Raw genomic sequence first — 25,010 nt, 5'->3', positions numbered from 1 at the left:
TAGGTGAGTGTCACTTCAAAGGCGCGGGCACTTTTCGAATGTGTGATCTGTGGATGCTCTCACGGTACGACCTAAGCGCGCATCCGACCAAACTTTCGCATACGCTGCTCAAAAACCCGCAAAGCCCCACTCAGTCGTCGACGGATCATCCACTGAACGCCCGTTTGCCGCCCAAACACGCCGGTTTCTGCAGCGCGCGTCTTGTCTCCACGCCTCCTGCCGACCGCACTGCGCGCTCCTGTCCAACCAGCATAGGGCAAGCAAGGTAAGGGCGCGCCGCCCTCAGCCCAGCTTGCGCAGCCGCTTGAACAGGCTCGAGGTGTCCCAGCGCCCGCCGCCCATCTTCTGGACGTCCTTATAATACTGATCGACCAGCGCCGTGACGGGCAGGGACGCGCCATTCTCATTCGCGGTGTTGAGGCAGATCGCAAGGTCCTTGCGCATCCAGTCGACCGCAAAGCCATGCTCGAAATGATCGTCCAGCATCGTCTCGTAGCGGTTCGACATCTGCCAGCTTCCGGCCGCGCCCTGGCTGATCACCTCGACCACCGCGCGCCCGTCGAGCCCCGCCTTCTCGGCGAAATGCAGCGCCTCGGACAGGCCCTGCACCAGTCCCGCGATGGCGATCTGGTTGCACATCTTCGTGGTCTGGCCCGCGCCGCTCTCGCCGATCCTCCGGCACAGCTTGGCATAGGTGTTCATGATCGGCTCGGCCTTGGCATAGACGTCCTCGTCGCCGCCGCACATGATCGACAACTGGCCGTTCTCGGCCCCCGCCTGACCACCCGAGATGGGCGCGTCGACAAAGCCGAGCCCTGCTTCCTTGGCGGCGGCGTAAAGCTCTTCGGTCACCATGGAAGAAACGGTGGTGTGATCGACGAAGATCGCGCCTTTGCTCATGCCCGCGAACGCGCCGTCCTCGCCAGTGCAGACGCTGCGCAGGTCATCATCGTTGCCCACGCAGGACATCACGAAATCGGCGCCCTCGGCCGCCTCGCGCGGGGTCGGGGCCATCCGCCCGCCATGCTCGGCGACCCACGCCTCGGCCTTCGATGCGGTGCGGTTATAGACGCACACATCGTGCCCCGCCGCCTGAAGGTGTCCCGCCATCGGATAGCCCATCACGCCAAGGCCAAGGAATGCCAGCTTCGCCATCTTTCATCTCTCCCCATTGTCTCGGTCCGGATTTCTGACTATCCCGACCCGGGGATGCAAGGTAATTCGAGGCAGGCATGGCGCAAGTCTTCAAATGGCTGATCCGGCTGGCGGGCGGGCTCATCCTGCTGTCCCTGCTCGTGGTGCTGGGCGCCTATTACCTGCTCTCGCGCTCCTTGCCCGAGTACGACAAGGACGTGGCCGTGACCGGCCTTTCCGCGCCGGTCGAGATCGTGCGCGACAATGCCAACGTGCCGCATATCTTCGGTCAGACCGACGCGGATACCTTTTTCGGTCTCGGTTACGCGCATGCGCAGGACCGGCTTTGGCAGATGGTGATGCAGCGCCGGACGGCGCAGGGCCGCCTGTCCGAGGTGTTCGGCCTGCGCACGGTGGAGATCGACAAGCTGATGCGGCGTTTCGATCTCTATGGGCTGGCAGGCGCGTCGGTCGAGGCGCAGGATGCGACCACGCAGGCCGCACTCCGGGCTTACGCGGCGGGGGTGAATGCCAGATTGCAGGAGATCAACCAGGATGCGCTGGGGCGTGGTGCGCCGGAAATGTTTATGTTCAACGCCCCGGTGGCGCCGTGGCAACCGGCCGATTCCCTGGCCATCGTGAAACTGATGGCGCTGCAGCTTTCCGCGCATCTCGAGGAAGAGGTGCTTTACGCGCGCACCTCGCTCGCGCTCGAGGACGAGACGCGGCTGGACGATATTCTGCCGCTGTCTCCGGGATCCGGCGTGGCGGCGTTGCCCGATTACGCGAGCCTCTTTCCCTCTGGCACCCGGTTCGCCCAGAGCACGGGGCCGGGCGTGCCCGATCACCCGCTTTCGCCCTTCCACAAACGCGCCTTCGCCGGCGCGTCCAACGCATGGGCGGCCGCGCCCAAACGCTCGGCCTCTGGCGGGACGCTTTTGGCGAACGATCCGCATCTGGGCTTTTCCGCGCCGTCGATCTGGTATCTGGCCCGGATGGACCTGTCGTCGGGCGGGGTCATCGGCGGCACGATTCCTGGCATTCCCGCCATCCTTGCCGGACGGTCGGTTCAGTTGGGCTGGGGCATCACCTCGTCCTACATGGATGACCAGGACCTTTTCATCGAGCGTCTCAACCCTGAGAACCCGCAGGAATATTTAACCCCGGAAGGCTACAAGCCCTTCCGCACGGAAAGCTCGATCATCCGGATCAAGGATCAGGCGCCGATCACGCTCACCCTGCGCTGGACCGAAAACGGCCCGGTCCTGCCCGGCACGCATTACGATCTGGCCGAGATCACTCCGGCGGGGCATGTGGCGGCGCTAAGTTGGACCGCGCTATCGAACAGCGACACGACGATGAGCGCGGCGATGGCCCTGATGCGCGCCACCTCGGTACGCGAAGGGCTGGAGGCCGGGCGGCTTTACGTGGCGCCGTCGCTGAACCTGACGCTGGTCGACGAGAGACGGATCGCGATGAAAATGGTCGGCGTGATGCCGCGGCGCGACGCCGATCACGAAAGCCTCGGACGGCGACCCAGCCGGGGCTGGCTGCGCGAGAACCGCTGGCAGGGGGCGGCCGCCTACTCCGCGAACCCGGAATTCGTGAACCCCGCAGGGGGCCTTCTGGGCAACACCAACAACAAGACCGTGGACCGGCCCTTTCCGCTGCATGTGAGCTATACCTGGGGCGACACCCAGCGGGTCTATCGCTGGCGACGGCTGATGCAGACCCGGCAGGTGCACACGCGCGACAGCTTCATCGAGGCGCAGCTCGACACGGTAAGCTTCACCGCGCGCTCGCTTCTGCCGCTGATCGGCAAAGATCTTTGGTTCACCGGAGAAGCCGCACCCGAGGGCACGCCCGAACGCCAGCGCCAGCGCGCGCTTGATCTTCTGTCAAGCTGGAATGGCGAGATGAACGAACATCTGCCGGAACCCTTGATCTACGCAGCGTGGCTGCGTGCGCTGCAGCAGCGGCTGATCCTCGACGATCTCGGCCCGCTGGCGGCCGAGTTTCCGCATCCTGATCCGGTCTTCCTCGAACGGGTCTACCGGGACATTGACGGCGCAGCCGCGTGGTGCGACGTGCGCCAGTCCACGGCGCAGGAAACCTGCGTCGACATCGCGCGCCTCGCATTGGACGACGCGCTGGTGTGGATCAACGAACGCTACGGTACCGCGCTGGAAAGCCTGCGCTGGGGCGATGCGCATCAGGCGACGCACGACCACCAGGTGTTGGGGGAGGTGCCGCTCCTGCGCTACTTCGTGAATATCCGGCAATCGACCTCGGGCGGGGATCACACGCTTTTGCGCGGGCGCACCCAAGGCACCGAGCCCGAGCCTTTTCTCAACGTGCATGGGGCAGGATATCGCGGCGTCTATGATTTCACCGATCCCGACAGCAGCGTCTTCATCTCCTCCACCGGGCAGTCCGGCCATTTCCTCAGCCGTCATTACGACGATCTGGCCCAGCTCTGGCGCCGGGGCGAATATATTCCGATGTCGCTCGATGCTCAGCTGGCCCGGGCCGCATCGGTCGGGATCACGCGCCTGATCCCCCAATAGGTCGCGCGTTTGACCGGCGGCCCGACCCCCGGTAGCGTGCGGTATAATCTTGCCCAAGTAAGGCCCCCGGATGCTGGATCAGCCCCTTGCCCGGTTCGAAAACCTGCGCGTGTCCTTCGGACGGTCCGGCCAGATGGTGACCGGGGTCGAGGATCTGTCGGTCGACATCCGGGCCGGGGAAACGGTCTGCCTTGTCGGCGAAAGCGGCTCTGGCAAATCGGTGTCGGCGCTGGCCCTGATGCGGCTCATCGGGTTCGACGGGGGCGACATTTCCGGCGGCCGGATCCTTTTCGACCGCGGGAACGGTCAGGAGACGGATCTTGCCAAGCTCAGTGCCGAAGAGATGCGCAAGATCCGCGGCAACCAGATCGGTATGATCTTTCAGGAACCGATGACGGCCCTCAATCCCGTGCTGACCGTCGAAAGACAACTGACCGAAGGCCTGCGTCAGCATCTGGGCCTCAGCCGGTCCAGGGCGCGCGCCCGCGCGCTCGACCTTCTGCGACAGGTGCGCCTGCCAGAGCCCGAGCGGCGCTTGCGGCAATTCCCGCACGAGCTGTCCGGCGGCCAGCGTCAGCGCGTGGTCATCGCCATGGCGCTCGCCTGTCATCCGCGCCTTCTGATCGCGGACGAGCCGACAACGGCGCTCGACGTGACCATCCAGGCCGAGATCCTCGCGCTGCTCGACCGGCTTCGGCGGGAAACCGGCGCGGCGGTTCTCTTCATCACCCATGACATGGCCGTCGTGGCGCAGATCGCCGATCGCGTCGTGGTGATGCAAAACGGGCGCAAGGTCGAGGAAGGGCCGGTCGCCCGGATTTTCGCGGATCCCCGTCACGACTATACAAAACGTCTTCTCGCCGCCGTCCCCCGGTTGGGAGAGATGCGCGACAAACGCTGGCCCGAACCGTTCGCAAAGATCGGTGCGGCGCCGCCCATCCCGGTGCGCGGCACCGACACGCCGCTTTTGACCGTCGAAGGGCTCTGCACGCGCTTTGCCGTGCGGGGCGGGGTCTTTCGCCGCCGGATCGCGCAGGTGCACGCGGTCGAGGACGTATCCTTCACCCTCAACCGTGGCAGAACGCTCGCTCTGGTAGGCGAATCCGGCTGCGGCAAATCCACGGTCGGCCGGTCGATCCTGCGCCTGGTAGACCCCTCCGCGGGTCGGATCACGCTGGACGGCACAGACCTTGCCGCACTCGGCCCGGCGGCGCTGCGTCGCGCCCGGGCGGGCATGCAGATGGTGTTCCAGGACCCGTTCGGAAGCCTCAATCCCCAGATGTGCCTGCGCGATCAGGTCACTGAACCGCTGCGCAATTTTTCTCGCGGCACCCGCGCCACGCGTGAGGCGAAGGCGGCCGCGCTCTTTGCCCGCGCGGGCCTGCCCGAGTCGTATCTGGACCGCTATCCGCATGCTCTCTCGGGCGGTCAGCGTCAGCGCGTGGCAATTGCCCGCGCGCTCGCGCTCGATCCCGCGCTTATCGTCGCGGACGAGGCCGTCAGCGCGCTTGACGTCAGCGTGCAGGCGCAGGTCCTGAACCTCCTGCTCGAACTGCAGGCCGAGCTTGGCCTGTCCTACCTCTTCATCAGCCACGACATGGCGGTGGTGGAACGCATGGCCCATGACGTGGCGGTCATGTATCTGGGCCGGATCGTGGAAATCGGCCCCCGGGCATCGGTGCTCTACGACCCGCGCCACCCCTATACGAAGGCGCTGCTGCGCGCCGTGCCTGTGGCCGACCCCGGTCAGCGTCCGGGGGAAAAGGTGTTGAATTTCCGCCCCAATCCGTCACCTATACACCCCATCGGGCACGTCCCGGTCCCGTCCGCCTACCAAGAGGTGGCCCCGGGGCATCACGTGCTGATCACCGATTGCGGCTACTGAAAAAAGGACACGCCATGCCGGTCAAGAACCGCTTTGCAGAATTGCACGACGAGATCGCAACCTGGCGCCGGGATCTGCACGAAAATCCCGAACTGCTGTTCGACACGCACCGCACCAGCGCGCTGGTGGCGGAAAAACTGCAAAGCTTCGGCTGCGACGAGGTGGTGACCGGTCTGGGCAGAACCGGCGTTGTCGGCGTGATCCGGGGACGCGAAACCGGGTCCGGCAAGGTCGTGGGCCTGCGCGCCGATATGGACGCCCTGCCGATAGAAGAGGCGACCGGGCTCGACTATGCCTCCAAAGTTCCGGGCAAGATGCACGCCTGCGGCCATGACGGGCACACCGCCATGCTTCTGGGCGCGGCGCAGTATCTCGCCGAGACCCGCAATTTCAACGGCACCTGCATCGTCATTTTCCAGCCCGCCGAAGAGGGCGGCGGCGGCGGCCGCGAGATGTGCGAGGACGGCCTGATGGAGCGGTTCGGCGTGCAGGAGGTTTACGGCATGCACAACTGGCCCGGCGTGCCCGAGGGCCAGTTCGCCATCCGCCCGGGGCCGTTTTTCGCCGCCACCGACAAGTTCGACATCGTGGTCGAGGGCAAGGGCGGTCACGCCGCCAAACCGCACGAGACCATCGATCCGGGCGTGGTCGCGGCGCATCTCATCACCGCGCTGCAGACCATTGTCAGCCGCAATGCCGACCCGACTGGGCAGGCGGTGGTGTCGGTCACCTCGATGCAAAGCTCGTCGCACACCTTCAACGTGATCCCGTCCCGGGTGACCATGATGGGCACGGTCCGCACGCTGGACGAGGCGATGCGCGACATGACCGAGGCGCGGATGGCCGCGCTGTGCGAACATGTTGGCGCGGCTTTCGGTGCGAAAATCACGCTCGACTACGAACGCAACTACCCCGTTATGGTCAATCACGACGACCAGACCGCGTTCGCGGCCGAGGTCGCGCGCACGGTCAGCGGAAAATGCGATGATGCTCCGCTCGTCATGGGGGGCGAGGATTTCGCCTTCATGCTGGAGGAACGCCCGGGCGCTTATATCCTCGTCGGCAACGGCGACAGCGCGCCGGTGCACCATCCGGAATACAATTTCAATGACGACGTGATCCCCGCCGGTTGCAGTTGGTGGGCGGGCATCGTCGAACAGCGCATGCCCGCCTGAGACAAGGCGACGGAGAAGACACCATGGACGATATTCTGGCCTGCGACGCGGCGGATCTGGCCGGCATGCTTGCCCGCAAAGAGCTGTCGGCGGAAGAACTCATGCGCGCCACGCTGGCGCGGATCGAGACGGTCAATCCACAGGTCAACGCGCTGGTGTCCCTGCGGGACGCGGGCGTTCTGCTGGCCGAGGCGCGCGCCGCGGATAACGGCCCGGCCGAGGGGCCGCTGCACGGCATGCCCATCGCGGTCAAGGACCTCTTCGATGTGGCAGGCCTGCCCACGGTCAACGGCTCGCCGCTTCTGGGCAAGACGCCCGCGCGCCAGGACAGCCCGCATGTGGCGCGTCTGCGCGCCGCGGGTGCGATCATCATCGGCAAGACCAACACGCCGGAATTCTGCATCGGCAGCCATACCTACAACCCGGTTTTCGGCGCCACCCGCAACCCTTACGCGCCGGACCGGTCCTGCGGCGGGTCCTCGGGCGGGGCGGCGGTGGCGCTGTCGACCGGCATGCTGGCGCTGGCCGATGGCAGCGACATGATGGGCAGCCTGCGCAATCCGGCGGGCTGGAACAACGTCTACGGCTTCCGCCCGACATGGGGCAGGGTGCCCGGGGCGCGCGCCGGCGATCTATATCTGCATCCGATCTCCGCCAACGGCCCGATGGCGCGCAGTCCGCGCGATCTGGGACTGTTGCTTGACGTGATCTCGGGTCCGGACCCCGATCAGCCCTTCGGCCGTGCCGAGGGGCCGGTCGGCCCGGTCGAGCCCGCCGCATCGGGCGCCCGGATCGGGTGGCTCGGCGATTGGGGCGGTGCATGGCCGATGGAAGACGGCATTCTTCCGCTCTGCCGCGCCGCTCTCGAAATGCTGGCGCAAGACGGCGCCCGGATCGAGGATCTCGCGCCGCCCATCCCGCGAGAGACGCTCTGGAACAGCTGGACCACCTTGCGCAGTTTCGGCCTCAATGCAGGGCTTGGCGCGCTTTACGACGATCCCGAAAGCCGCGACGCCCTGAAACCCGAGGCGATCTGGGAAATTGAACGGGGCCGCGCGCTCAGCGCGCAAGAGGTGCAGAACGCCAGCACCCAACGGTCCGACTGGTATCGTCGCGCGCTGGAGCTTTTCGAGACCTGTGACGCGGTCGCGCTTCCCACGGCGCAGGTCTGGCCGTTCCCGGTCGACCTGACCTGGCCGCGCGAGGTCGCGGGCCACGAGATGGACACCTATCACCGCTGGATGGAGGTCGTGGTGCCGGCCTCACTCATCGGTTTGCCCGCCTTGGCGATGCCCGCGGGCTTTTCGGACGCGGGCCTGCCGATGGGCGTGCAGCTGATCGGACGGCCGGGCAGCGAGGCCCGGCTGCTGTCGCTGGCCGAAGCCTATCACCGCGCGACCCGCTGGCCACAGACACGCCCGCCCGTCCTGCAGGGGCTCTGACCCGCTCAGCGCAGGGTGATGGCGCCTTTCAACGTGTTGGTCGCGGCGCCATTCGCGGGGTTGACCGACGACAGGAACGTGCCGCCCCCCGAGGCCTGAAGCCACGTTCCCGTGCCGTGATTGACCGTCCAGTACCCGGCGATGCGCCCCTGAGGATCCATGCGGCGCGCGACCCAGCCCAGCACGACCTGATCCCCTTCAAGTCCTTCGAGCACGCAAACCCCATTGCCTTGCATTGCGGCGCCGCGCGCCTCGAGCACACCAAAGCAGGGCCCTTTGAGCTGATTCATCGGGTTGGTCTCGTCCTCCATCTCGAAGGCCGAATAGGAAATCCGCGAATTCATCACCGTGTGATCGCCTGTCAATTCGATGATTTCGGTGGATGATTGTCCCTTCGCCACGCCATCGGCGGTAAAGGCCTCGGCCCAGGCCGCGCTCGCGGTCATGGCCATGGAGAGGGCCATGGTGAGGGCCGCAAGAGGTGCTATAAAGTTCATCGCGTCGTCCTTTCCCTTGATACGTCAAGGACTAGACCACAATCCAAACCGAAAATCGAGCCGGCGCGACACGGGCGGGGCCGGGGAAAGGAAAAGGCTTGGCTGGCGGCAGGCCCTGCCGCTATCCTTGACGGGAACGGGAGGAGACGATGTCGGAAACACGACCGCTTGGCGTGCCGCCCATGGGTGCGGTGACGGTAGAGATGATCTTCCGCGCGCTTCGGCAAGGCTGGCGGGACATGTGGCGCGCGCCCGGCTATGCCCTGGTGTTCTCGGGCGTTTATGTCGGCATCGGCTGGTTCATGATCTGGATCACCTGGATCACCGGTCACACCTACTGGCTGACCTTCGCCGCCGTCGGCTTTCCCCTGATCGGGCCCTTCGCGGCCGTGGGGTTTTATGAGGTCAGCCACCGGCTCGATCAGGGGCGCGATCTTGTCCCGTCGGAAATCTTCGGTGTCATCGCGCAGCAACGCAAACGGCAGCTTCCGTCGATCTGCGCGGTAATCGTGGTGATGTTTCTCTTCTGGTTCTTCCTCGCGCACATGATCTTCGCGCTCTTTCTCGGCTTTTCGACGATGACCAACGTGTCGACCTCCTATGAGATCTACACCACGCCCGAGGGCCTGAGCATGCTGACGGTCGGCACCGGCGTGGGCGCGGCCTTCGCGCTGTTGCTCTACATGATCACGGTCGTGTCGCTGCCGCTTCTGCTCGATCGCGAAGTGGATTTCGTGACCGCGATGATCACGTCCTTCCAGACGGTGACAGGCTCGCCGGGGCCGATGCTTCTCTGGGCCGTGATCGTGGCGGGGCTCACCTTTCTGGCGATGCTGCCCGCGTTTCTGGGCCTCTTTCTCGTCCTCCCGCTCTTGGGGCACGCCACGTGGCATCTCTACCGCGAGATCGTGACCGCGGGCGAAACCGCGCCAGGGCTTGATGGCCTCAACGCCTAGCGCGTGACAGACCCGACCGGATGTCACGCGATGGCGTCGAAGATCCGGGTCTTCAAATCGGCGGGAAGATCACCGGCCGTCAGGCGCGAAACGTCAATGGTCTTGGACTGCACCTCGGGAAAAAGATCGCCCCGCGCATTGACGCAAAGCGGACCAAGCCGCTCTTCGACGGGCTGCCTGAGCGCCTCGAACTGCTCCGGCAGAAGCGTCAGCGGCGCCATCGTCTCCGCCACCAATGCCGACAACCTGCGGAACGCAGCGGTGGGATCGCGCCGCAGCCGCACGAACGCGCCGAAATGATCGTAACGTCGATAGCCACCGTGATTGATCCTCAGACCGGCGCCCATTGGCCAGCCATGACCGCCCTCGTGCTCATGCGTGATGGCGTTGAAAAGGCGAAGGATTTCGGATGAAAGCGGCGGCAGGCTTCGGTTCACTTTTTCGGCGTCTTGCCGCGACAGCGCCAGAGCGGATGTCGGCATGCAGGCCCTCACCAACGCCGCAAGCGGGCCATCCTGGCCCAGTGACGCGTCGAACGACACGATCTCAACCTTGTCGAATCCGCCCGCTTGCGCCCGTGCGACAACTCTGTCGGGACGGGTTTCATCGAATGATCCCGGATCCGTCAGCAGCGCTTCGAGGAAATCCGGCAACGGGATCGTGTCCCGGCGCCGACAGTTCTGCGCCCAGCGGGACGGCAGGAACCCGCACCAATGCCGAAGCGTAAGCACGACGCGCACCGGCGCGGTCCCGAAAGCGCGGCGCAGCTCCTCGAAATCCCCGACAGCGCATTGGCTAAGCGTTTCGTGCGAGATGACGATCTGATTTAGCTCCCCGGCCCGTGCCTGCGCCAGATACCGCTGCGCGGCGTCGGGGTCGTAGGCGTCCGGATACCCGGCCAGCAGATCGACGGGCAAGGCAAGCGCCAGCACACCCATCTCGCGCAAAGCCGCCTCGTGTTGCTGCATCCATCTCTGAAAGGCCGTCGTGCCGGTCTTGTGCATGCCGATATGAAGAACGACCTCCACCGCGGTGTCGGGCGTGCGCGTCACGGCGGGCTGGGGCATCGCCGGCTCTGTCATTGCGTCATGATCTCACGGCGTCAAAAGGAGAACGTCGAGCCGCGCGAGGTCAGAGCGCGCCGCGAAGGCCGTCACAAGGGCGTCCCGCCGGGCCCGATCCCCGGTCATCGCTCCTCCACCTTGGCGCGATTCCACAGGCCGTCCATTTCTTCCAGCGTGCTGTCTTCCGGCCGTCTTCCGGCCTCGGCCAGAAGCGCCTCGATCCGGGTGAACCGGCGCACGAACTTGGCGTTGGCGCGGCGCAGCGCCTGCTCGGGATCAACCTTCAGGTGCCGCGCGAGATTGGCCATGACGAACAGAAGGTCGCCCATCTCCTCCTCGATCTTGTCCTGCGGAAGATCCTGCGCCGCCTCTGTCAACTCGCCCGCTTCCTCGACGATCTTGTCCAGCACCTGCGTCGTCTCGGGCCAGTCGAACCCGACCCGCGCGGCCCGCTTCTGCAGCTTCATCGCGCGCAAAAGCGCCGGCAGGCCCACCGCCACACCATCCAGCACGCCGGTCTGGGCCTTTGCGGCGCGTTCGGCGGCCTTCACCGCCTCCCAGTCGCGGGTCTGCTGTTCGGCGGACTTGTCGCGGCTTTCCGCGCCGAAGACATGCGGATGCCGTTCGACCATCTTGTCGGCGATCGCATTGGCCACATCCTCGAAATCGAAAAGGCCGCGATCCTCGGCGATCTGGGCATGAAAAACCGACTGGAATAGAAGATCGCCCAGCTCGTCCCGAAGCTCGTCCCACGCCTCGCGCTCGATCGCGTCGGCCACCTCATAGGCTTCCTCGATCGTGTAGGGCGCGATGGTGCCGAAATCCTGCTCGATATCCCATGGACACCCCGTCTCGGGGTCGCGCAGGCGGCGCATGATCTCGCGCAGGCGGGCCATGCCGCCCTTCGGGTCGTGGATAAGCGCATCATCGGGCATTGCAGCGGCGTCCTTTCTGGCGTTACTGGAACCTGCCCATCCCACTCTCAGGAGTCCAGAGCTTGGCCGTCATCAATCGTATCGCAGGGTTTGCCGAGGACCTGACCGCATGGCGGCAGGCGCTCCACCGGCGTCCCGAGATCGGATTTGACTGTCATGAGACCGCACATTTCGTGGCAGAGCGTCTGCGCGACTTCGGGATCACCCGGATCGAGACCGGCGTGGCGACCTCGGGCGTCGTCGCGGTGATCGAGGGGCAGGGCGACGGCCCGGTCACGGCCCTGCGCGCCGACATGGATGCGCTGCCCATCGAGGAAGAGACCGGGGCGACCTATGCCTCCGAGATACCCGGCGCGATGCATGCCTGCGGGCATGACGGGCATACCACGATGCTTCTGGGGGCGGCGCGCTACCTCGCGGAGACGCGCAATTTCAGCGGGCGCGTCGTCCTGATCTTTCAGCCTGCCGAGGAAGGGCCCGGCGGCGCGCGCGTCATGGTCGAGGAGGGCGTGATGACGCGCCACGGGATCGAGCGCATCTACGCGCTGCATACCCTGCCGGGGATCGATGCGGGGCGCTTCGCCACCTGTCCCGGGCCGATAATGGCCGCCGTCGACACGTTTCATATCGAGGTCACGGGGCAGGGCGGGCATGCGGCCTTTCCGCATGAGACGCGCGATCCGGTCGTGGCGTCCTGCGGCATCGTGCAGGCGATCCAGACCATCACCAGCCGCAATCTCCTGAGCGGCGCGCGGTTGGTCGTCGGGGTGTCGCAAATCCACACAGGCAGCGCCGAGAACATCGTGCCCGAACGCGCCTATATCAACGGCACGATCCGAAGCTTCGAGCCGGAGGTGCAGCAAATGGCCCATCGGCGTCTGGCGGATATCGTCTCGGGCCAGTCGGCCTCTTACGGTGTCGCCGCCACGCTCCGGATCGACCGCGGCTATCCCGCCACGATCAATGACGAGGCCGAGACCGCCCGCGCGGCCGCGGTGGCGGCAGAGCTCGTGGGTGAGGCCCGCGTCAACACAGACCGCCCGCCCGAGATGGGGGCGGAGGATTTCGCCTACATGCTGAATGTGGTGCCGGGATCATATTTTTTTCTGGGCCAGGGCCCCGGTCCGGGCTTGCACCACCCGGGATTTGATTTCAACGATGAGGTGGCCCCTCTCGGCGCGTCGTTCTTCGCGCGCCTGATCGAGCGGCTCCAGCCGGCGGCATGATGCCCTTTCCCGCATCTCCCGCCCACCCACCCCGATGCGTGAAAGGGCATCAGACATGGCTTTGAAAGATGCGGCAACCGAGGTCGATCTCGCCTTCACCCGCGACGATCTGAAGGGGCTCGCCCACGAAAACAGCTTCGGCGGCGTGCCGTCCTTCCTGCGGCGGCGCTATACCAAGGCGCTGGCCGGGGTCGATCTTGCGATCACCGGCGTGCCCTTCGATCTTGCGGTGACCAACCGGCCCGGCACACGGCTCGGCCCGCGCGCGGTGCGAGAGGCAAGCACCCTGCAGCCCTTCGATCCGCCGGTCTACTGGGATGGGTTCAGCCCGCTCGAGGAGCTGGCGATCGTGGATTACGGCGATATCGCCTTCGATTACGCCAACCTGCCGGTGTTCCCCGACCGCCTGACCGCCCATATCCGGGAAATCCTGACCGCCGGCGCGGCCAGCATCGCCATCGGGGGCGATCATTATATCTCCTTCCCGATCCTGCGCGCCTATGCCGAGAAATACGGGCCTCTCTCGCTTTTGCAGTTCGATGCCCATTCCGACACATGGCCCGACGACGACCTCACCCGGATCGATCACGGCACGATGTTCTACAAGGCGGTGAAAGAGGGGCTCATCGACCCGGCGCGGTCCGTCCAGGTAGGGATCCGGACGGTCAATGCCGACACGCTCGGCGTCGCGAGCCTGACCGCGCGCGAGGTGCACGAGGCCGGCCCCGCCGAGGCCGCCGCGCGCATCCGGGCGATCCTGGGCGACGCGCCGACCTATGTGACCTTCGATATCGACTGCCTCGATCCCGCCTTCGCGCCGGGCACCGGCACGCCGGTCTGGGGCGGGCTGGCCAGCTGGCAGGCCGCTGCGATCCTGCGGGACCTTGCGGGCATCAAGATGGTGGGCGGCGACATGGTCGAGGTGTCGCCCCCCTTCGATCACGGCGACATCACCGCCGTCGCCGGGGCGCATGTGGTAATGGAACTGATTTGCCTCTGGGGCTGGCGCCACCGGCGCGGGGCGGGCGCATGACGATGGCAGGATCCCCAAAAGGCGGTGCGGCATGAACTGGCTCTGGACTCTTTTCGCGGTCAGCGCCCTCTCGCTTGTCGGGCTGGCGGTCGCGATGCGCCTCGTGCCGTCCGATCCGGCGCGCTGGCATGTCCTGCCCCCCGGGGCAGAGCCGGGTACCGGGGCGGCGCAGGCGGTGCGGGTAATCGACGGCGATCGTGAAACCCTTGCCGAGCTTGACGCCATCGCGCGCGCGCATCCCCGCACGACCCATCTGGCTGGCTCGGTCGAGGAAGGCAAGATCACCTATGTCACCCGCAGCACCGTCTTCGGGTTTCCCGACTACACCACGGTGGGCCTGCGAGAGGGGCAGATCGTGCTGTTCGCGCGGCTTCGCTTCGGCAAGTCAGATCTTGGGGTGAACGCCGCCCGTCTCGACGCCTGGCTGACGCGGCTCGCGCAGTGACGACGACAGGCACCCGTCCGAGATCTTGCGCCACATCGGGTTGTTGAGCGACATCTGGCACTGCGCCATGAAGCTTTTGCCATCCACCGTCAGGCAGATGGTTTCCCCCAGCTCGACGCGGTCACCCTGGCGGTCGGTGCAGTAACAATCGACCGTCTTGCCCCCGATCGTCGCGTCGGCCATGGCTGCGCCTGCCATCGCGGGACCGGCCAGCAGTAGACACAGAAAAAACCGTTTCATGTTCCGGATTTTAGCATAAGCCAGGGCCTTGACCATACCCCTTGAATGCGACACGAAACTTTTCATGGTGCCCTTGGACAGACTGAACGAGATCGCGCAACGTTTCGAGTATATCGAGGCGCAGATGGCCGAGGGTGGCGGCGACCTGGCCCGTCTGGGGCGGGAATACGCCGATTTGCGCCCGGTGGTCGCGGAAATCCGGGCCTATCGGCAGCTTCTCGAGGATATCGAGGGCGCCCGCGCGCTTCTCGACGACCCCGAGATGGCCGAGATGGCGCGCGAGGAACTCGAAACGCTCGAGGCCGAGCGTCCCGCGATGGAAGAACGCCTGCGGCTGGCGCTTCTGCCGCGCGATGAGGCCGACGCGCGCCCCGCCATCATCGAGATCCGCCCCGGCACCGGCGGTGAAGAGGCTGCACTTTTCGCCGGCGACCTCTTGCGCATGTACCAGCGATACGCAGAGGCGAAAGGCTGGAGCTTCGATATCGTCGAGCAGGCCGAAACCGAGCTTGGCGGCATCAAGGAGGTCATCGCAACCGTCAAGGGCGACGGGGTCTTTGCCCGGCTCAAGTTCGAATCGGGCGTGCACCGCGTGCAGCGCGTGCCTGAAACCGAAAGCGGTGGACGCATCCACACCTCGGCGGCCACGGTCGCGGTGCTGCCCGAGGCCGAGGATGTCGATATCAGGATCGACCCCAACGATTTGCGTATCGACACGATGCGCAGTTCGGGCGCGGGCGGTCAGCACGTGAACACCACCGACTCGGCGGTACGGATCACCCATTTGCCCACGGGCCTCGTGGTCACCAGCTCCGAGAAATCCCAGCACCGCAACCGCGAAATCGCGATGCAGGTGCTGAAGACCCGGCTGTACGACATCGAACGGCAAAAGGCGCATGATGAACGTTCCGCCAGCCGTGCGGCGCAGGTCGGCTCCGGCGACCGGTCCGAACGCATCCGAACCTACAATTTCCCGCAGGGCCGCATGACCGATCACCGCATCAACCTCACGCTCTACAAGCTCGATCAGGTCATGCAGGGAGATCTCGACGAGGTGATCGACGCGCTCACGGCGGATGCCCAAGCCGCCTTGCTGGCGGAAATGGACGGATGAGCGCGTCGACAAGGGCGGAGCCACCCGGTTCCGCGCTGGCCCGCGTGCTCGCCCAGGGCGCTTGCACGGACGCGGGCGACCGCCGCAGGTTGCTGGCCGCGGCGGCGGGGGTGGCGCCGGGGCGCCTGTCGCTGCTCGACGCCGATGCGCTGACCGACGCGGTGGTCGCCCGCTATGTGGAATACGCCCGGCGGCGCGCGAAGGGAGAGCCGGTCTCGCATATCCTCGGATACCGCGCCTTCTGGGCGCATGAGTTCGAGGTCACGCCGGACGTGCTCGATCCGCGGGCCGATACCGAAACGCTCGTGGCCGCAGCGCTTGAGACGTCGTTCGATCACGTCCTCGATCTCGGCACCGGGTCGGGTTGCATCCTTTTGTCCCTGCTGGCCGAACGCCCCACGGCGTCCGGCACGGGCACCGACATTTCCGGCAAGGCGCTTGACGTGGCGGCGCGCAACGCGGTGCGGCTCGGGGTGTCGGACCGGGCGATGTTCCTGTGCGGCTCCTGGTTCGAGAACGTGGAAGGCACATTCGATCTCATCGTCTCGAACCCGCCCTATATCGCGGTGCAAGAACTGCCGGAACTCAGCGCCGAGCTGACCTTCGAGCCGCGCGGCGCGCTGACCGACGAGGCTGACGGGCTTTCGGCCTATCGTGCGATCGTGCCCCGGGCGGGGGCCTATTTGCGTCCGGGCGGGCGCCTGATGGTGGAAATCGGCTGGCGGCAAGCCGCCGAGGTTGCGGCTATGTTTGACGCGGCCGGCTTTGCCGCGGTCGAAATCCGGCACGATCTGGAAGGGCGCGACCGCGTGGTTTTGGGCCTCTGGACCGGCTAATGCCGGCGGATTCGGGCCGGATTCGCGACAGAAAAGCGGGAATTTACCGAAAAAGCGCGCTTTGCTCTTGTGAAATCGGGACCGTCATGTTTACTGAACCCACGTCAAGGTGTCGGACGCCCTCGCGGCAGTCCTGCCTGACGCCAAGCCAGCACATGAGTTCCGGTTCATTTCGGCGCATCGGGCGCCTCCCGGATCGAACGGCGATAACGCAATAGGGCTGACAATTCAGTTATGAGATCATCCAAGTCACGTTCGCGGAACAAGTCCAACCGCAACCGCTCCAGCATGGGCAATGTCGTCAACCGTGTGTTCGACAGCTCAGGACCCGAGGGCAAGGTGCGCGGCACGCCGCAGCAGATTATCGACAAGTACAACCAACTGGCCCGTGATGCCCAGCTGGCCGGCGACCGCGTCGCCACGGAAAATTTCCAACAGCATGCCGAGCATTACCTGCGTCTTCTGGGGGCCGCTCAAAAAGAGCAGGACCAGAAACGCGAGGAGCAGGAGCGCCAGAACCGCGAACGTCAGGCCGAGCGCGACAAGGAACGCGCCGAACGCCAGGAACGGGAATCGAACGGTGGCGACCATTCCGACCAGTCCGAATCGAACTCCGGCGGTCGGCAAGATCAGCCCGACGTGCTGGATGCCCATTCCGGAGACGAGGACAGCGGCCTTGTAGAGACGCCGGAAAGCAAGTCCGACGAACCGCCGGCCAAGCCCAAGCGCACCCGCAAGCCGCGCAAGAAAGCCGGCGAAGACACCGACGATAGCAGCGGCAGCAACGAACCGCCCGCCGCGGCCGAGTGACATCTTCCGGCCGGATGTGGCCGTGCTGCCAACCGGCCCGATGCCCTCTTAGCTCGTCCGCGTCGCCACTGCCCGTGCCAGCGCACAGAACTGCTCCAGGCCGATCTCCTCGGCCCTTTGCGTCGGGGTGATGCCTGCGTCTTTGAGCCTGTCCTCGATATCCGGCCCCAATCGCCTGAGCGCGGCCCGCAGCATCTTGCGCCGCTGGTTGAACGCCCGTGCCACGACCTCCTGCAAGACCTTTGCATCGGCCTCGAAGCGGGGCGCGGGCAGGGCCGTCAGGTGGACGACCGCGCTCGACACCTTCGGCGGCGGCGTGAAGGCCCCGGGCGGCAGCTGCATCGCGATCCGCGCCTCCGTGCGCCATTGCGCCAGCACGGCCAGCCGCCCATAGGTCTTGGACCCCGGCTGCGCCACGATCCGCTCGGCCACCTCGCGCTGAAACATAAGCGTGAGGCTCTGCCAGTAGGGCGGCCAGCTTTCGGAGGTCAGCCAGCGCACCAAAAGCTCGGTTCCCACATTGTAGGGCAGGTTCGCCACAACCTTGATCGGCGGCGTCAGATGCGCCAGCGGGTCAAGCGCAAGCGCGTCCTCGTTCAGCACCTCGAGCCGACCGGGATAGGCCGCGGCCACCTCCGCCAGCGCCGGAAGACAGCGCGCATCCTTTTCGACCGCCACGACCCGGCGCGCGCCAGACGCCAGAAGACCCCGCGTCAGGCCCCCCGGACCGGGCCCCACCTCCAGCACGTCCGCGCCGGTCAGATCGCCCGCGGTGCGCGCGATCTTGGAGGTCAGGTTTAGGTCGAGAAGAAAGTTCTGCCCCAGCGATTTCTTCGCCGACAGACCATGCGCCGCGATCACCTCTCGTAAAGGGGGCAGGTCGTCGATGCCACTCACGCCCGGGCTGCGCCCATCGTCGCGGCCAGCCGCAGCGCCTCGATCAGAGAGCTTGGGTTCGCCACCCCCTTGCCCGCGATATCAAGCGCCGTTCCGTGGTCGGGCGAGGTGCGCACGAAGGGCAGGCCAAGCGTGATGTTCACGCCCCGGTCGAAATCGAGCGTCTTGATCGGAATGAGCGCCTGATCGTGATACATGGCGATCGCCGCGTCGTAGCCCGACCGCGCCGCGGCATGAAACATCGTGTCGGCCGACAAGGGCCCGATCAGGTCCATGCCCTCCGCGCGCAGCTTCTCCAGAACCGGCTCGATGATCTCGATCTCCTCTCGGCCCATCTTGCCGCCTTCGCCCGCATGCGGATTGAGTCCAGCAATGGCCAGACGCGGCGACGCGATGGCGAACTGCCGCTTCAGCGCCCGCCGGGTGATCCGGATCGTCTCCTCCAGTACCTCCGGTGAGAGCGCGCCGGGCACGTCCTTCAGCGGAACGTGAATGGTCGCCGGCACCACGCGCAACTGCTCCGAGGCCAGCATCATCACCACCCGCTCGACCCCGGCAAGCGACGCAAGGTACTCGGTATGGCCGGGATAGGCGAAATCGGCGCCGTCCTGCAGCGCCTTTTTGTGGATAGGCGCGGTGCAGAGCGCGGCGGCCCGCTCGGCCATGACCAGTTTCACGCCACGCGCAATCACGTCGATGACGCCCTGCGCGTGATCAGGGTTCGGCGTTCCGGGCGTCAGATCGCCCGGGAAATCATGCTGCAGCACCGGCAGGGCGCGGGACATGACGCCCGGCGCGGCGCGGGGCCGGTCGATCACCTCCACCGGCACGTCCTCGCCGACATGCGCCCGCACATGCTCGGCATCCCCGATCAGAAAGAAACACATCGTCTCGCGAAGCACGGCCCACGCGCGTGCGGCGATCTCGGGGCCGATACCGGAAGGCTCTCCGCAGGTCAGTGCGACGGGCAGGGTCACAGGCTCACCGGTCGAGCTCGACGATCCGGGCCTCGGCGCGCAGCTGTTCCAGATACCCGTTCGCAAAGCTTTCCAGGCGGCTCGAACTGATGAAATTCGTCAGCTGTTCAGCGGTCGGGCCTTCGCCTTCCAGCTTGGGGGTCCGCCCGCACAGCATCAAAAGCACAAGCGTCTGACCGTTGGCGCGGGTGATCGCGGTCGACACCTCGCCGGGATCAAGCTTGGCCAGCTCCAGCGCGATATCGGTGGGAATTTCGTCGGGCGCCTTGCTGCCCCGGTCAAGCACCTCCGGCGGCTGGCCCTGCGCGACACCGTAGAGATCGTCGCAGGTGTCGGTGTCGGCCTTTACTTGCGCCGCACGGGAAAGGGCCGCGTCGCTGCGCCCGCCCTCGATATAATAGGCGGCGTATTCGATGGCCTCGTATTCCCGGTCGGGCACTTCGGTTTCCTCGATGTCGCGCAGTTGGAACAGCGCGATGGCGCCTTCCAGCGGCAGGGGGTCGCTGACCTCGCCCGGCGCGAGACCCAGGATCACCCCGCGCAGCGCTTGCGGCAGATCGGTAATCGCCGTCCAGTCCATGCGCCCGCCGCGACCGGCGGTGGCCGTCGCGGAATACCGCCGCGCGGCGGCGGAAAACTCGGCCTCGGTGGTGTATTCGCTGATCCGGTTGGCGCGTTGCATGACCGCTTCCATCTCTGGGGGCGGGGCCGGCATAATGATCTCCGAAAGCAGGACCCGGACGCCGGTGGTGCCCGATACCGCCAGCCGGGCGCGTTCCAGATCGTCTTCGGTGACCGACACGCGCGGGCCAAAGCGCGCGCGGCTGAATTCCCGCCAGGTCAGGCCCGCGCGCACGAATTCCCGAAAGGTCGAGCGATCGACGCCCGCGCCCTCGAGACCGCGGATCATCTGTTCGGCGTCCATGTCGGCGCGTCCCGCGAATTCTTCCATGCCAAGCGTGACCTGATCTTCGTCAAGGGTGAACCCGTTGGCTCGCGCCGCATCAAGCTTGAGACGGTCTTCGATCAACTGTTCACGCGCCAGCTTCGTCGGATCGCCCGGCGCGCGGAAAATCTGCAGCATCCTGGCCCGTTGCTGAATCTCGTAGCGGGTGATGGCAAGGTCGTTGACCTTGATCACCGGCTCGAAGAGGTTCTGCGCGCCGGCCGGTCCCGGTGGCGCGATCATGGCCGCCAGGGTCAGGGCAAGGGCCGCAAGGGCCGCGCGAAGCGGTTGGATCTGTTGCATCATTTCTCGCATGTCCGGACGTAACTTTGGTCGCGTGTCTTTGTGGTGAAGCCGCGAAGCCCCACGGTGAAGCTGATGTCTGTCGACGGCACCAGAATAGTGGAAGAGGTAAAGCGACGCGAGGCCGAAAGCGTGATATCCACGCATTCGTTGGTGTATGTCAGGCCAAGCCCCGCGCGCACGGATTCGTCGGCCGCCACGTCATAACGCCAGTCGGCCTGCCCGGTCCAGTGCCGCGACAGCCGATAAGACGCGTCAAAGGCCCATTCCGAGATATTGCCGGGCCGGTTTTCCGCCGGATCGTTGCGCAACCAGATATAGGTCGCGCCAATCTTGGCGACGTTGTTGTACCAGCTGCCTCGCGCCTCGGCCTTCGTGGTGACGAACCCGTCGTCGAAGAGACCTCGCGCGGTCATGCTCAGCCCGCTGTCGGTCTTGACCTGCCCCGCGATGAGCAGGTCCGAATACCGCTCCTGAAGACCCGAGGAGTTGGAAAAGGCAAAGCCGCCGCCGGGGTCGATCTGGGTTTCGTCGCGGATCACCTGTCCCACCGCAAGGCTGTTCTGCCAGCCTGCCTCTCCGTAACGCGTCCAGCTCAACCCATAGGCCGCCGACAGGCCGCGTTCGCGCCGGTCCGGCGCGGTAAAGCGCGACACGTTGAACAGGTTGCCCTCGTCGAACTCGATCCGGGTGCTTTCGTCGTTGGGCACCGTCGGGTTCTCGCCGCCAATCCACGCCGCTTGCACCACCGGCTCGATCACATGCCGCGCGCCGCTGCCCGTTGCGCGCACGAGTGGCCAGCGCAACTGCACCGCCGCCTGCGGTGTCAGGTTCACCGATCTGGATTGGCTGGTCACGCCGGACTGGTTGATCGCAAAGGCATCCGCGGCCAGCCCAAGCTGCACCCGGCCCAGAATCCCGCCCGGCAGGGTCCAGCCCCGATGCCAGTCCGCCGACAGGGTCAGGCGGCTCACGTCGCGGCCATCGGCCCACGGATCGAAGTCCGGCCCGTCGCTGATCAGGTTGGACGACCGCACGTGACCATGGCTCAGCAGGCCAAGCCGCACCTCCCCGCCAAGGCCTCGGGTCAGACGATGCCGGCGCTCGTATTCGCCGTTCACCACAAAGGTCGGCAGGGTGTCGTTGCTCTCGCCCGGGCGCAGGCTGTGAAAGGCCGTCAGCGCGGCGCGCGCGTACTCGTCCCGCTGCGCGCGCTCAATCTCGATCTCGCTGTCAAGCCGGTCCTTGCTGCCATAGCCGTAATCCAGCAGGTAGGTATCGTCGTTCACCACCTCGATATCGAACCGCAGCTGGAAATCGCGGGGCAGCTCGAACGCGCCATTGGCGAACAGATAGGCCCGGTTGCGGCGCGATTGCACGCCCACATCGTCGTTCGAAAAGGCCCCAGTCACCTCGATGCGCCCAGTGCGGAACGCCTGCCGGTAGCGCAGTTCAAGCGTCCGCGTCTTGGTCGAAAGATACGGCGTGACCGTCAGGTCGCGATGATCGCCGATGCGGATGAAATACGGCACCCGCACACCGAAGCCCAGAAGCGAGGAATTATGCAGCGACGGCACCAGAAAGCCCGTTGCACGCTCTAGCGTGGGATCGGGCAGACGCAGGCGCGGCAAGTAGAAGATAGGCGTATCGAAAACCCGAAACTGCGCATCGTCGAAGTAAAGCTGCCGCTCCTGCTGGTCGTGGATCACGCGCCGCGCCCGGATCTGCCACAGCGGCGGACGCCCGGTTTCGCAAACCCGGCAGGAGGTGACGGCGGTCTTTGAAAGGTGGTTGTATCGCCCGTTCACGCGGGCCAGCTCGTGCGCGGCAAGCTGGATCTGGTCGTCCATCACGATCCGCGCGCCGCGCATCAGCCCGTTCTGCATCTCCCGGTCAAGCTCGGCGCTGTCGGCGAGAACGAGGATCCGGCCGGTCTCGTCTTCAAGCGTGATCGGCCCCTCGATCAAAAGCCGTTCGCGCGTCCGGTCATACACGATCTGCGCCGCCCGAAGCCGCTGTCCATCGAACAACGCCTCGACATTGCCCGTGGCGACAAGCTGCTCAGAGCCGTCCAGAAACACGTCATCCGCCACCAGCATGGCGGGGCTGGGGGCATCCGCCACGTCCTCGCTTTGCGCAAAAGCCGCGACTGGCGCCAATAGCGCCAGGCAAACGGCCAGAATGCGCAAACCCGGACTCATCCTTCCTCCATATGAAGCAGGATGCCGGCCGCCAGCAGGAAAGACGCCACAGGCGGCGCCCAGGCGGCGAGATAGACGGGGATCTGCCCGTTTTCCCCCAGGATCTGCGCAAAGTTCCGGATGTAGTGCAGCGTAAAGCCCAGCATCACCGCGAAAAGCACCGACAGCCCGGTATTGGCGAGCCGCGCGTGCCGCATCGTAAAGGCCGCCGCGACCATCACCAGCGCCACCAGAAACAGCGGGCGCGCCAGTTCCATCTGGTACCACATCGCATAGCGACGGGCCGAGAAACCGGCCTCTTCCAGCTGGTTGATAAAGGCCGGCAGCTCCCACAGGGGGATATATTCGGGTTTGCCGAAACTGTCGACGATCCGGTCCTGCGTCAGCGCCGAGGGCAGTCTCAGCTCGGCCTCGACACGCGCCTCGGCCTCGGGGTTGCCGCCAACACCCAGCTCCCAGATCTTGGCGTTTCTCAACTGCCACTCGCCTTGCGCCAGGCGCGCTGTATCTGCCACGATCCGTTGCTCGGGCTGCCCGTCCGGCGAAAAGCTGATGAAGGTCGCGTCGAACAGAATGCTCACATCCGAACTCGCGCGGGCTGCGTGAATGACCGTCTGACCCTCGGCGCTGCCCTGACGCAGCCAAAGGCCTTCGGACGCGATGGCCAGAACGCTGGATCCGCCGCCCATGGCGGTATTGACCACGTCGTTATAGCGTTTCGAACTGGCCGCCACGATCGGGTTGAGCATGGTGATCGCCAGCACGCCGATCAGCGCCGCGACCGTCAGCGGCGCAAGCAGCGTATGAAGCGCCGAGCGGCCCGCCGCGCGCACCACGACAAGTTCGGAGGACCGCGCCAGCCGCACGAAAAGCGCCACGGTCGCAAGGATCACGACCAGCGGCAGGATTTCGTAATTGGCATGCGGCACGTTCAGCAGGACGATGCCCAGCACGTCCCAGAACGGCAGGTCGGGGAAGTCCTGCAACTCGTCCACAAGGTCGATCAGCGCCAGCAGGATCACGAAGACCAGGGCGATCAGGGCGAAGGTCCACAGGAACTTCCGCGCGAAATAGTAGTGCAGGATCATGCCGCCGACCCCGTCGCGGGCGGTCTGCGCCCCAATCGGCGGATCCGCTGCCAAAGGCCGGGATTGGCCGCAAGATAAAGCAGGACTACCGTCAGGCCCGCACCCACCGCCGAAGGAACGTATATCAGCGGCCAGGCACTCGCCTGGGCAAGTACCGCGCCCGACACCGCGCCTTCGATCATCTTGACCATCACCAAAAGCGTAAAGGCCGTCACGATCTGCCACCAGACGCCGAACCGGCTGTAGCTGCCTACAAGCAGCGTGGCGAATCCGATCGTGGCCGCCACGATGCACATCAGCGCCTCGGAAAAGCGTCCATGCGCCTCGTAAAGCACTTCCGACAGGCGCGCGCCGGTGCGTTCAGCCACGGACTCTGGACGCAAAAGAAGATCGCCGGTCAGGGCGAAATCGACGCGGTTGAGGTTGGTCGGATCGCGGCGGATCAGGCTGCTGACATCGTAAGAGAAATCATCGAAATGCGTGGTGAAAAGGCGGTTGCCGTTGCGCCGCAGGTTCTGCGCCAGCCCGTCGACCATCACCAGCTTCGTACCGCCGCCTTCCTGCACCAGATAGGCCTGGGTCGAGGTATAGGTGACCGGGTCTTCGGCGTCGCGCCGGTCTGACAGGAAGACATCGCGCAGTTCGCCCTCGGGCGTGATGTCGCGGATATAGAAGGTGATCCCGGGCGCCGGGTGCAGGAATTCGCCTTCGGTCAGCAGCTTGGCTGTGATGTTCTGGCTGACCTCCGCCTGCCGCAGGCGCAGCTGGCTCAGGCTCTTGGGAATGAGGTAATGACTCAGCAGTGACATCATCAGCGCGATGAAGACACCGTAGATCACCACCGGCCGGATCAGCCGCCAGGGCGAATATCCCGTCGCCTGCACCACGGTCAGCTCGCTTTCGGTGGACATGCGATTGGTGACATAGACGGCCCCGGCGAAGGTCGCGATCGGCAGAACGATTCCGATCACGCCGGGCAGAGTCAGCGCGGTGAACTCCAGGAACACCCAGGCCGGCTGCCCGTCACCGATCAGGCGGTCGAACATCCGCACCGCCTTGTTGATCCAGAAGATCGACACCAGAACAAGTGCGAAGAACCCGAACAGCACCATGAATTGCGACAGCATGTATCTGTCGAATCTGGTCAAACGCTTCCCCCCGTGGCAGCCGGTTTCGACCAGAACTTAGTCGAATTGCCAGCGGGGGAAAACTGCTAAAGCGCCCCGCCTTTCGCGGGCA

General features: G+C 65.7%; 22 protein-coding genes. 11 read left to right on the top strand and 11 right to left on the bottom strand.

What is annotated here, in order from left to right; genetic code table 11:
• Positions 1-282: 282 nt before the first annotated feature.
• Complete coding sequence (locus EZV60_RS10055; RefSeq protein ID WP_135505036.1) at positions 283-1,155, bottom strand: NAD(P)-dependent oxidoreductase; 873 nt, start codon at positions 1,153-1,155, stop codon at positions 283-285.
• A 77-nt stretch (positions 1,156-1,232) separates the two neighbouring features.
• On the opposite strand from EZV60_RS10055, the gene EZV60_RS10050 reads away from it, so the two are divergent.
• The 4 genes from EZV60_RS10050 (at position 1,233) to EZV60_RS10035 (ending at position 8,203) form a co-directional block, all read left to right on the top strand.
• Positions 1,233-3,701 (top strand): penicillin acylase family protein, encoded by a 2,469-nt coding sequence (locus tag EZV60_RS10050; protein ID WP_135505034.1) that lies wholly within the window; start codon positions 1,233-1,235, stop codon positions 3,699-3,701.
• Positions 3,702-3,771: 70 nt separating this feature from the next.
• Positions 3,772-5,586 (top strand): ABC transporter ATP-binding protein, encoded by a 1,815-nt coding sequence (locus EZV60_RS10045; protein ID WP_135505032.1) that lies wholly within the window; start codon positions 3,772-3,774, stop codon positions 5,584-5,586.
• 14 nt (positions 5,587-5,600) lie between these two features.
• Positions 5,601-6,761, top strand: coding sequence for a M20 aminoacylase family protein (locus EZV60_RS10040; protein ID WP_135505030.1), 1,161 nt, complete (start codon positions 5,601-5,603; stop codon positions 6,759-6,761).
• Positions 6,762-6,784: 23 nt separating this feature from the next.
• The gene (locus tag EZV60_RS10035; RefSeq protein ID WP_135505028.1) at positions 6,785-8,203 is read left to right on the top strand and encodes an amidase; all 1,419 of its coding nucleotides are present in this window, start codon (positions 6,785-6,787) and stop codon (positions 8,201-8,203) included.
• Between the two features lie 5 nt (positions 8,204-8,208).
• Here the strand turns inward: EZV60_RS10035 and EZV60_RS10030 are convergent, their stop codons facing one another.
• A complete protein-coding gene (locus EZV60_RS10030) occupies positions 8,209-8,700 on the bottom strand; it encodes a hypothetical protein (RefSeq protein WP_135505026.1) in 492 nt (163 codons plus the stop codon).
• A gap of 149 nt (positions 8,701-8,849) precedes the next feature.
• On the opposite strand from EZV60_RS10030, the gene EZV60_RS10025 reads away from it, so the two are divergent.
• Positions 8,850-9,656 (top strand): DUF2189 domain-containing protein, encoded by an 807-nt coding sequence (locus EZV60_RS10025; protein ID WP_135505024.1) that lies wholly within the window; start codon positions 8,850-8,852, stop codon positions 9,654-9,656.
• 23 nt (positions 9,657-9,679) lie between these two features.
• Here EZV60_RS10025 and EZV60_RS10020 read toward each other — a convergent pair whose 3' ends face one another.
• Together EZV60_RS10020 and mazG are read right to left on the bottom strand one after the other, a co-directional pair.
• On the bottom strand, positions 9,680-10,723 hold the full coding sequence (locus tag EZV60_RS10020) for a hypothetical protein (protein ID WP_135505022.1): 1,044 nt from the start codon (positions 10,721-10,723) through the stop codon (positions 9,680-9,682).
• 119 nt (positions 10,724-10,842) lie between these two features.
• On the bottom strand, positions 10,843-11,655 hold the full coding sequence (gene mazG, locus EZV60_RS10015; protein WP_135505020.1) for a nucleoside triphosphate pyrophosphohydrolase: 813 nt from the start codon (positions 11,653-11,655) through the stop codon (positions 10,843-10,845).
• 62 nt (positions 11,656-11,717) lie between these two features.
• Here mazG and EZV60_RS10010 point away from each other — a divergent pair, with 62 nt between their 5' ends.
• Genes EZV60_RS10010 through EZV60_RS10000 form a run of 3 tightly spaced genes read left to right on the top strand, consistent with a single transcriptional unit; the run spans position 11,718 to position 14,359 of the window.
• Positions 11,718-12,881 (top strand): M20 aminoacylase family protein, encoded by a 1,164-nt coding sequence (locus EZV60_RS10010; RefSeq protein WP_135505018.1) that lies wholly within the window; start codon positions 11,718-11,720, stop codon positions 12,879-12,881.
• Between the two features lie 55 nt (positions 12,882-12,936).
• Complete coding sequence (gene speB / locus EZV60_RS10005; RefSeq protein ID WP_135505016.1) at positions 12,937-13,914, top strand: agmatinase; 978 nt, start codon at positions 12,937-12,939, stop codon at positions 13,912-13,914.
• A gap of 31 nt (positions 13,915-13,945) precedes the next feature.
• Positions 13,946-14,359, top strand: coding sequence for a DUF1499 domain-containing protein (locus EZV60_RS10000; protein WP_135505014.1), 414 nt, complete (start codon positions 13,946-13,948; stop codon positions 14,357-14,359).
• On the opposite strand, the gene EZV60_RS09995 is transcribed toward EZV60_RS10000, so the two are convergent.
• Positions 14,300-14,599, bottom strand: coding sequence for a hypothetical protein (locus tag EZV60_RS09995; protein ID WP_135505012.1), 300 nt, complete (start codon positions 14,597-14,599; stop codon positions 14,300-14,302). The genes EZV60_RS10000 and EZV60_RS09995 overlap by 60 nt on opposite strands.
• A gap of 64 nt (positions 14,600-14,663) precedes the next feature.
• Here EZV60_RS09995 and prfA point away from each other — a divergent pair, with 64 nt between their 5' ends.
• From prfA to EZV60_RS09980, 3 genes are all read left to right on the top strand, one after another.
• Complete coding sequence (gene prfA / locus EZV60_RS09990) at positions 14,664-15,713, top strand: peptide chain release factor 1 (protein WP_135505259.1); 1,050 nt, start codon at positions 14,664-14,666, stop codon at positions 15,711-15,713.
• Positions 15,710-16,549, top strand: coding sequence for a peptide chain release factor N(5)-glutamine methyltransferase (prmC, locus tag EZV60_RS09985; protein ID WP_135505010.1), 840 nt, complete (start codon positions 15,710-15,712; stop codon positions 16,547-16,549). The genes prfA and prmC overlap by 4 nt, the downstream gene beginning before the upstream one ends.
• A 234-nt stretch (positions 16,550-16,783) precedes the next feature.
• Complete coding sequence (locus EZV60_RS09980) at positions 16,784-17,359, top strand: DUF4167 domain-containing protein (protein ID WP_135505008.1); 576 nt, start codon at positions 16,784-16,786, stop codon at positions 17,357-17,359.
• 48 nt (positions 17,360-17,407) lie between these two features.
• On the opposite strand, the gene rsmA is transcribed toward EZV60_RS09980, so the two are convergent.
• The 6 genes from rsmA to lptF are packed head-to-tail and all read right to left on the bottom strand — an operon-like array spanning position 17,408 to position 24,898.
• Complete coding sequence (rsmA, locus tag EZV60_RS09975; protein WP_135505006.1) at positions 17,408-18,256, bottom strand: 16S rRNA (adenine(1518)-N(6)/adenine(1519)-N(6))-dimethyltransferase RsmA; 849 nt, start codon at positions 18,254-18,256, stop codon at positions 17,408-17,410.
• Positions 18,253-19,233, bottom strand: coding sequence for a 4-hydroxythreonine-4-phosphate dehydrogenase PdxA (gene pdxA, locus EZV60_RS09970; protein WP_135505004.1), 981 nt, complete (start codon positions 19,231-19,233; stop codon positions 18,253-18,255). Before pdxA ends, rsmA begins: the two co-directional genes overlap by 4 nt.
• 4 nt (positions 19,234-19,237) lie before the next feature.
• On the bottom strand, positions 19,238-20,485 hold the full coding sequence (locus EZV60_RS09965) for a peptidylprolyl isomerase (protein ID WP_342588786.1): 1,248 nt from the start codon (positions 20,483-20,485) through the stop codon (positions 19,238-19,240).
• Positions 20,482-22,683 (bottom strand): LPS-assembly protein LptD, encoded by a 2,202-nt coding sequence (locus EZV60_RS09960; RefSeq protein WP_135505000.1) that lies wholly within the window; start codon positions 22,681-22,683, stop codon positions 20,482-20,484. Before EZV60_RS09960 ends, EZV60_RS09965 begins: the two co-directional genes overlap by 4 nt.
• Entirely contained in the window at positions 22,680-23,771 is a 1,092-nt protein-coding gene (gene lptG, locus EZV60_RS09955) for an LPS export ABC transporter permease LptG (protein ID WP_135504998.1), read from the bottom strand. The genes EZV60_RS09960 and lptG overlap by 4 nt, the downstream gene beginning before the upstream one ends.
• On the bottom strand, positions 23,768-24,898 hold the full coding sequence (lptF, locus tag EZV60_RS09950; protein WP_210115080.1) for an LPS export ABC transporter permease LptF: 1,131 nt from the start codon (positions 24,896-24,898) through the stop codon (positions 23,768-23,770). Before lptF ends, lptG begins: the two co-directional genes overlap by 4 nt.
• Positions 24,899-25,010: the final 112 nt, after the last annotated feature.

The sequence above is a fragment of the Roseovarius aestuariivivens genome, assembly GCF_004761875.1.
GTDB classification, from domain to species: Bacteria; Pseudomonadota; Alphaproteobacteria; order Rhodobacterales; family Rhodobacteraceae; genus Roseovarius; species Roseovarius aestuariivivens.
This window is presented reverse-complemented; position numbering and strand designations above follow the sequence as displayed.

Excerpts from the sequence above, each read along its gene's own strand:
- EZV60_RS10055 (WP_135505036.1), bottom strand. The coding sequence starts at position 1,155 with ATGGCGAAGCTGGCATTCCTTGGCCTTGGCGTGATGGGCTATCCGATG.
- EZV60_RS10050 (WP_135505034.1), top strand. The coding sequence starts at position 1,233 with ATGGCGCAAGTCTTCAAATGGCTGATCCGGCTGGCGGGCGGGCTCATC.
- EZV60_RS10045 (WP_135505032.1), top strand. The coding sequence starts at position 3,772 with ATGCTGGATCAGCCCCTTGCCCGGTTCGAAAACCTGCGCGTGTCCTTC.
- EZV60_RS10040 (WP_135505030.1), top strand. The coding sequence starts at position 5,601 with ATGCCGGTCAAGAACCGCTTTGCAGAATTGCACGACGAGATCGCAACC.
- EZV60_RS10035 (WP_135505028.1), top strand. The coding sequence starts at position 6,785 with ATGGACGATATTCTGGCCTGCGACGCGGCGGATCTGGCCGGCATGCTT.
- EZV60_RS10030 (WP_135505026.1), bottom strand. The coding sequence starts at position 8,700 with ATGAACTTTATAGCACCTCTTGCGGCCCTCACCATGGCCCTCTCCATG.
- EZV60_RS10025 (WP_135505024.1), top strand. The coding sequence starts at position 8,850 with ATGTCGGAAACACGACCGCTTGGCGTGCCGCCCATGGGTGCGGTGACG.
- EZV60_RS10020 (WP_135505022.1), bottom strand. The coding sequence starts at position 10,723 with ATGCCCCAGCCCGCCGTGACGCGCACGCCCGACACCGCGGTGGAGGTC.
- mazG (WP_135505020.1), bottom strand. The coding sequence starts at position 11,655 with ATGCCCGATGATGCGCTTATCCACGACCCGAAGGGCGGCATGGCCCGC.
- speB (WP_135505016.1), top strand. The coding sequence starts at position 12,937 with ATGGCTTTGAAAGATGCGGCAACCGAGGTCGATCTCGCCTTCACCCGC.
- EZV60_RS10000 (WP_135505014.1), top strand. The coding sequence starts at position 13,946 with ATGAACTGGCTCTGGACTCTTTTCGCGGTCAGCGCCCTCTCGCTTGTC.
- EZV60_RS09995 (WP_135505012.1), bottom strand. The coding sequence starts at position 14,599 with ATGAAACGGTTTTTTCTGTGTCTACTGCTGGCCGGTCCCGCGATGGCA.
- prfA (WP_135505259.1), top strand. The coding sequence starts at position 14,664 with ATGGTGCCCTTGGACAGACTGAACGAGATCGCGCAACGTTTCGAGTAT.
- prmC (WP_135505010.1), top strand. The coding sequence starts at position 15,710 with ATGAGCGCGTCGACAAGGGCGGAGCCACCCGGTTCCGCGCTGGCCCGC.
- EZV60_RS09980 (WP_135505008.1), top strand. The coding sequence starts at position 16,784 with ATGAGATCATCCAAGTCACGTTCGCGGAACAAGTCCAACCGCAACCGC.
- EZV60_RS09965 (WP_342588786.1), bottom strand. The coding sequence starts at position 20,485 with ATGATGCAACAGATCCAACCGCTTCGCGCGGCCCTTGCGGCCCTTGCC.
- EZV60_RS09960 (WP_135505000.1), bottom strand. The coding sequence starts at position 22,683 with ATGAGTCCGGGTTTGCGCATTCTGGCCGTTTGCCTGGCGCTATTGGCG.
- lptG (WP_135504998.1), bottom strand. The coding sequence starts at position 23,771 with ATGATCCTGCACTACTATTTCGCGCGGAAGTTCCTGTGGACCTTCGCC.
- lptF (WP_210115080.1), bottom strand. The coding sequence starts at position 24,898 with ATGCTGTCGCAATTCATGGTGCTGTTCGGGTTCTTCGCACTTGTTCTG.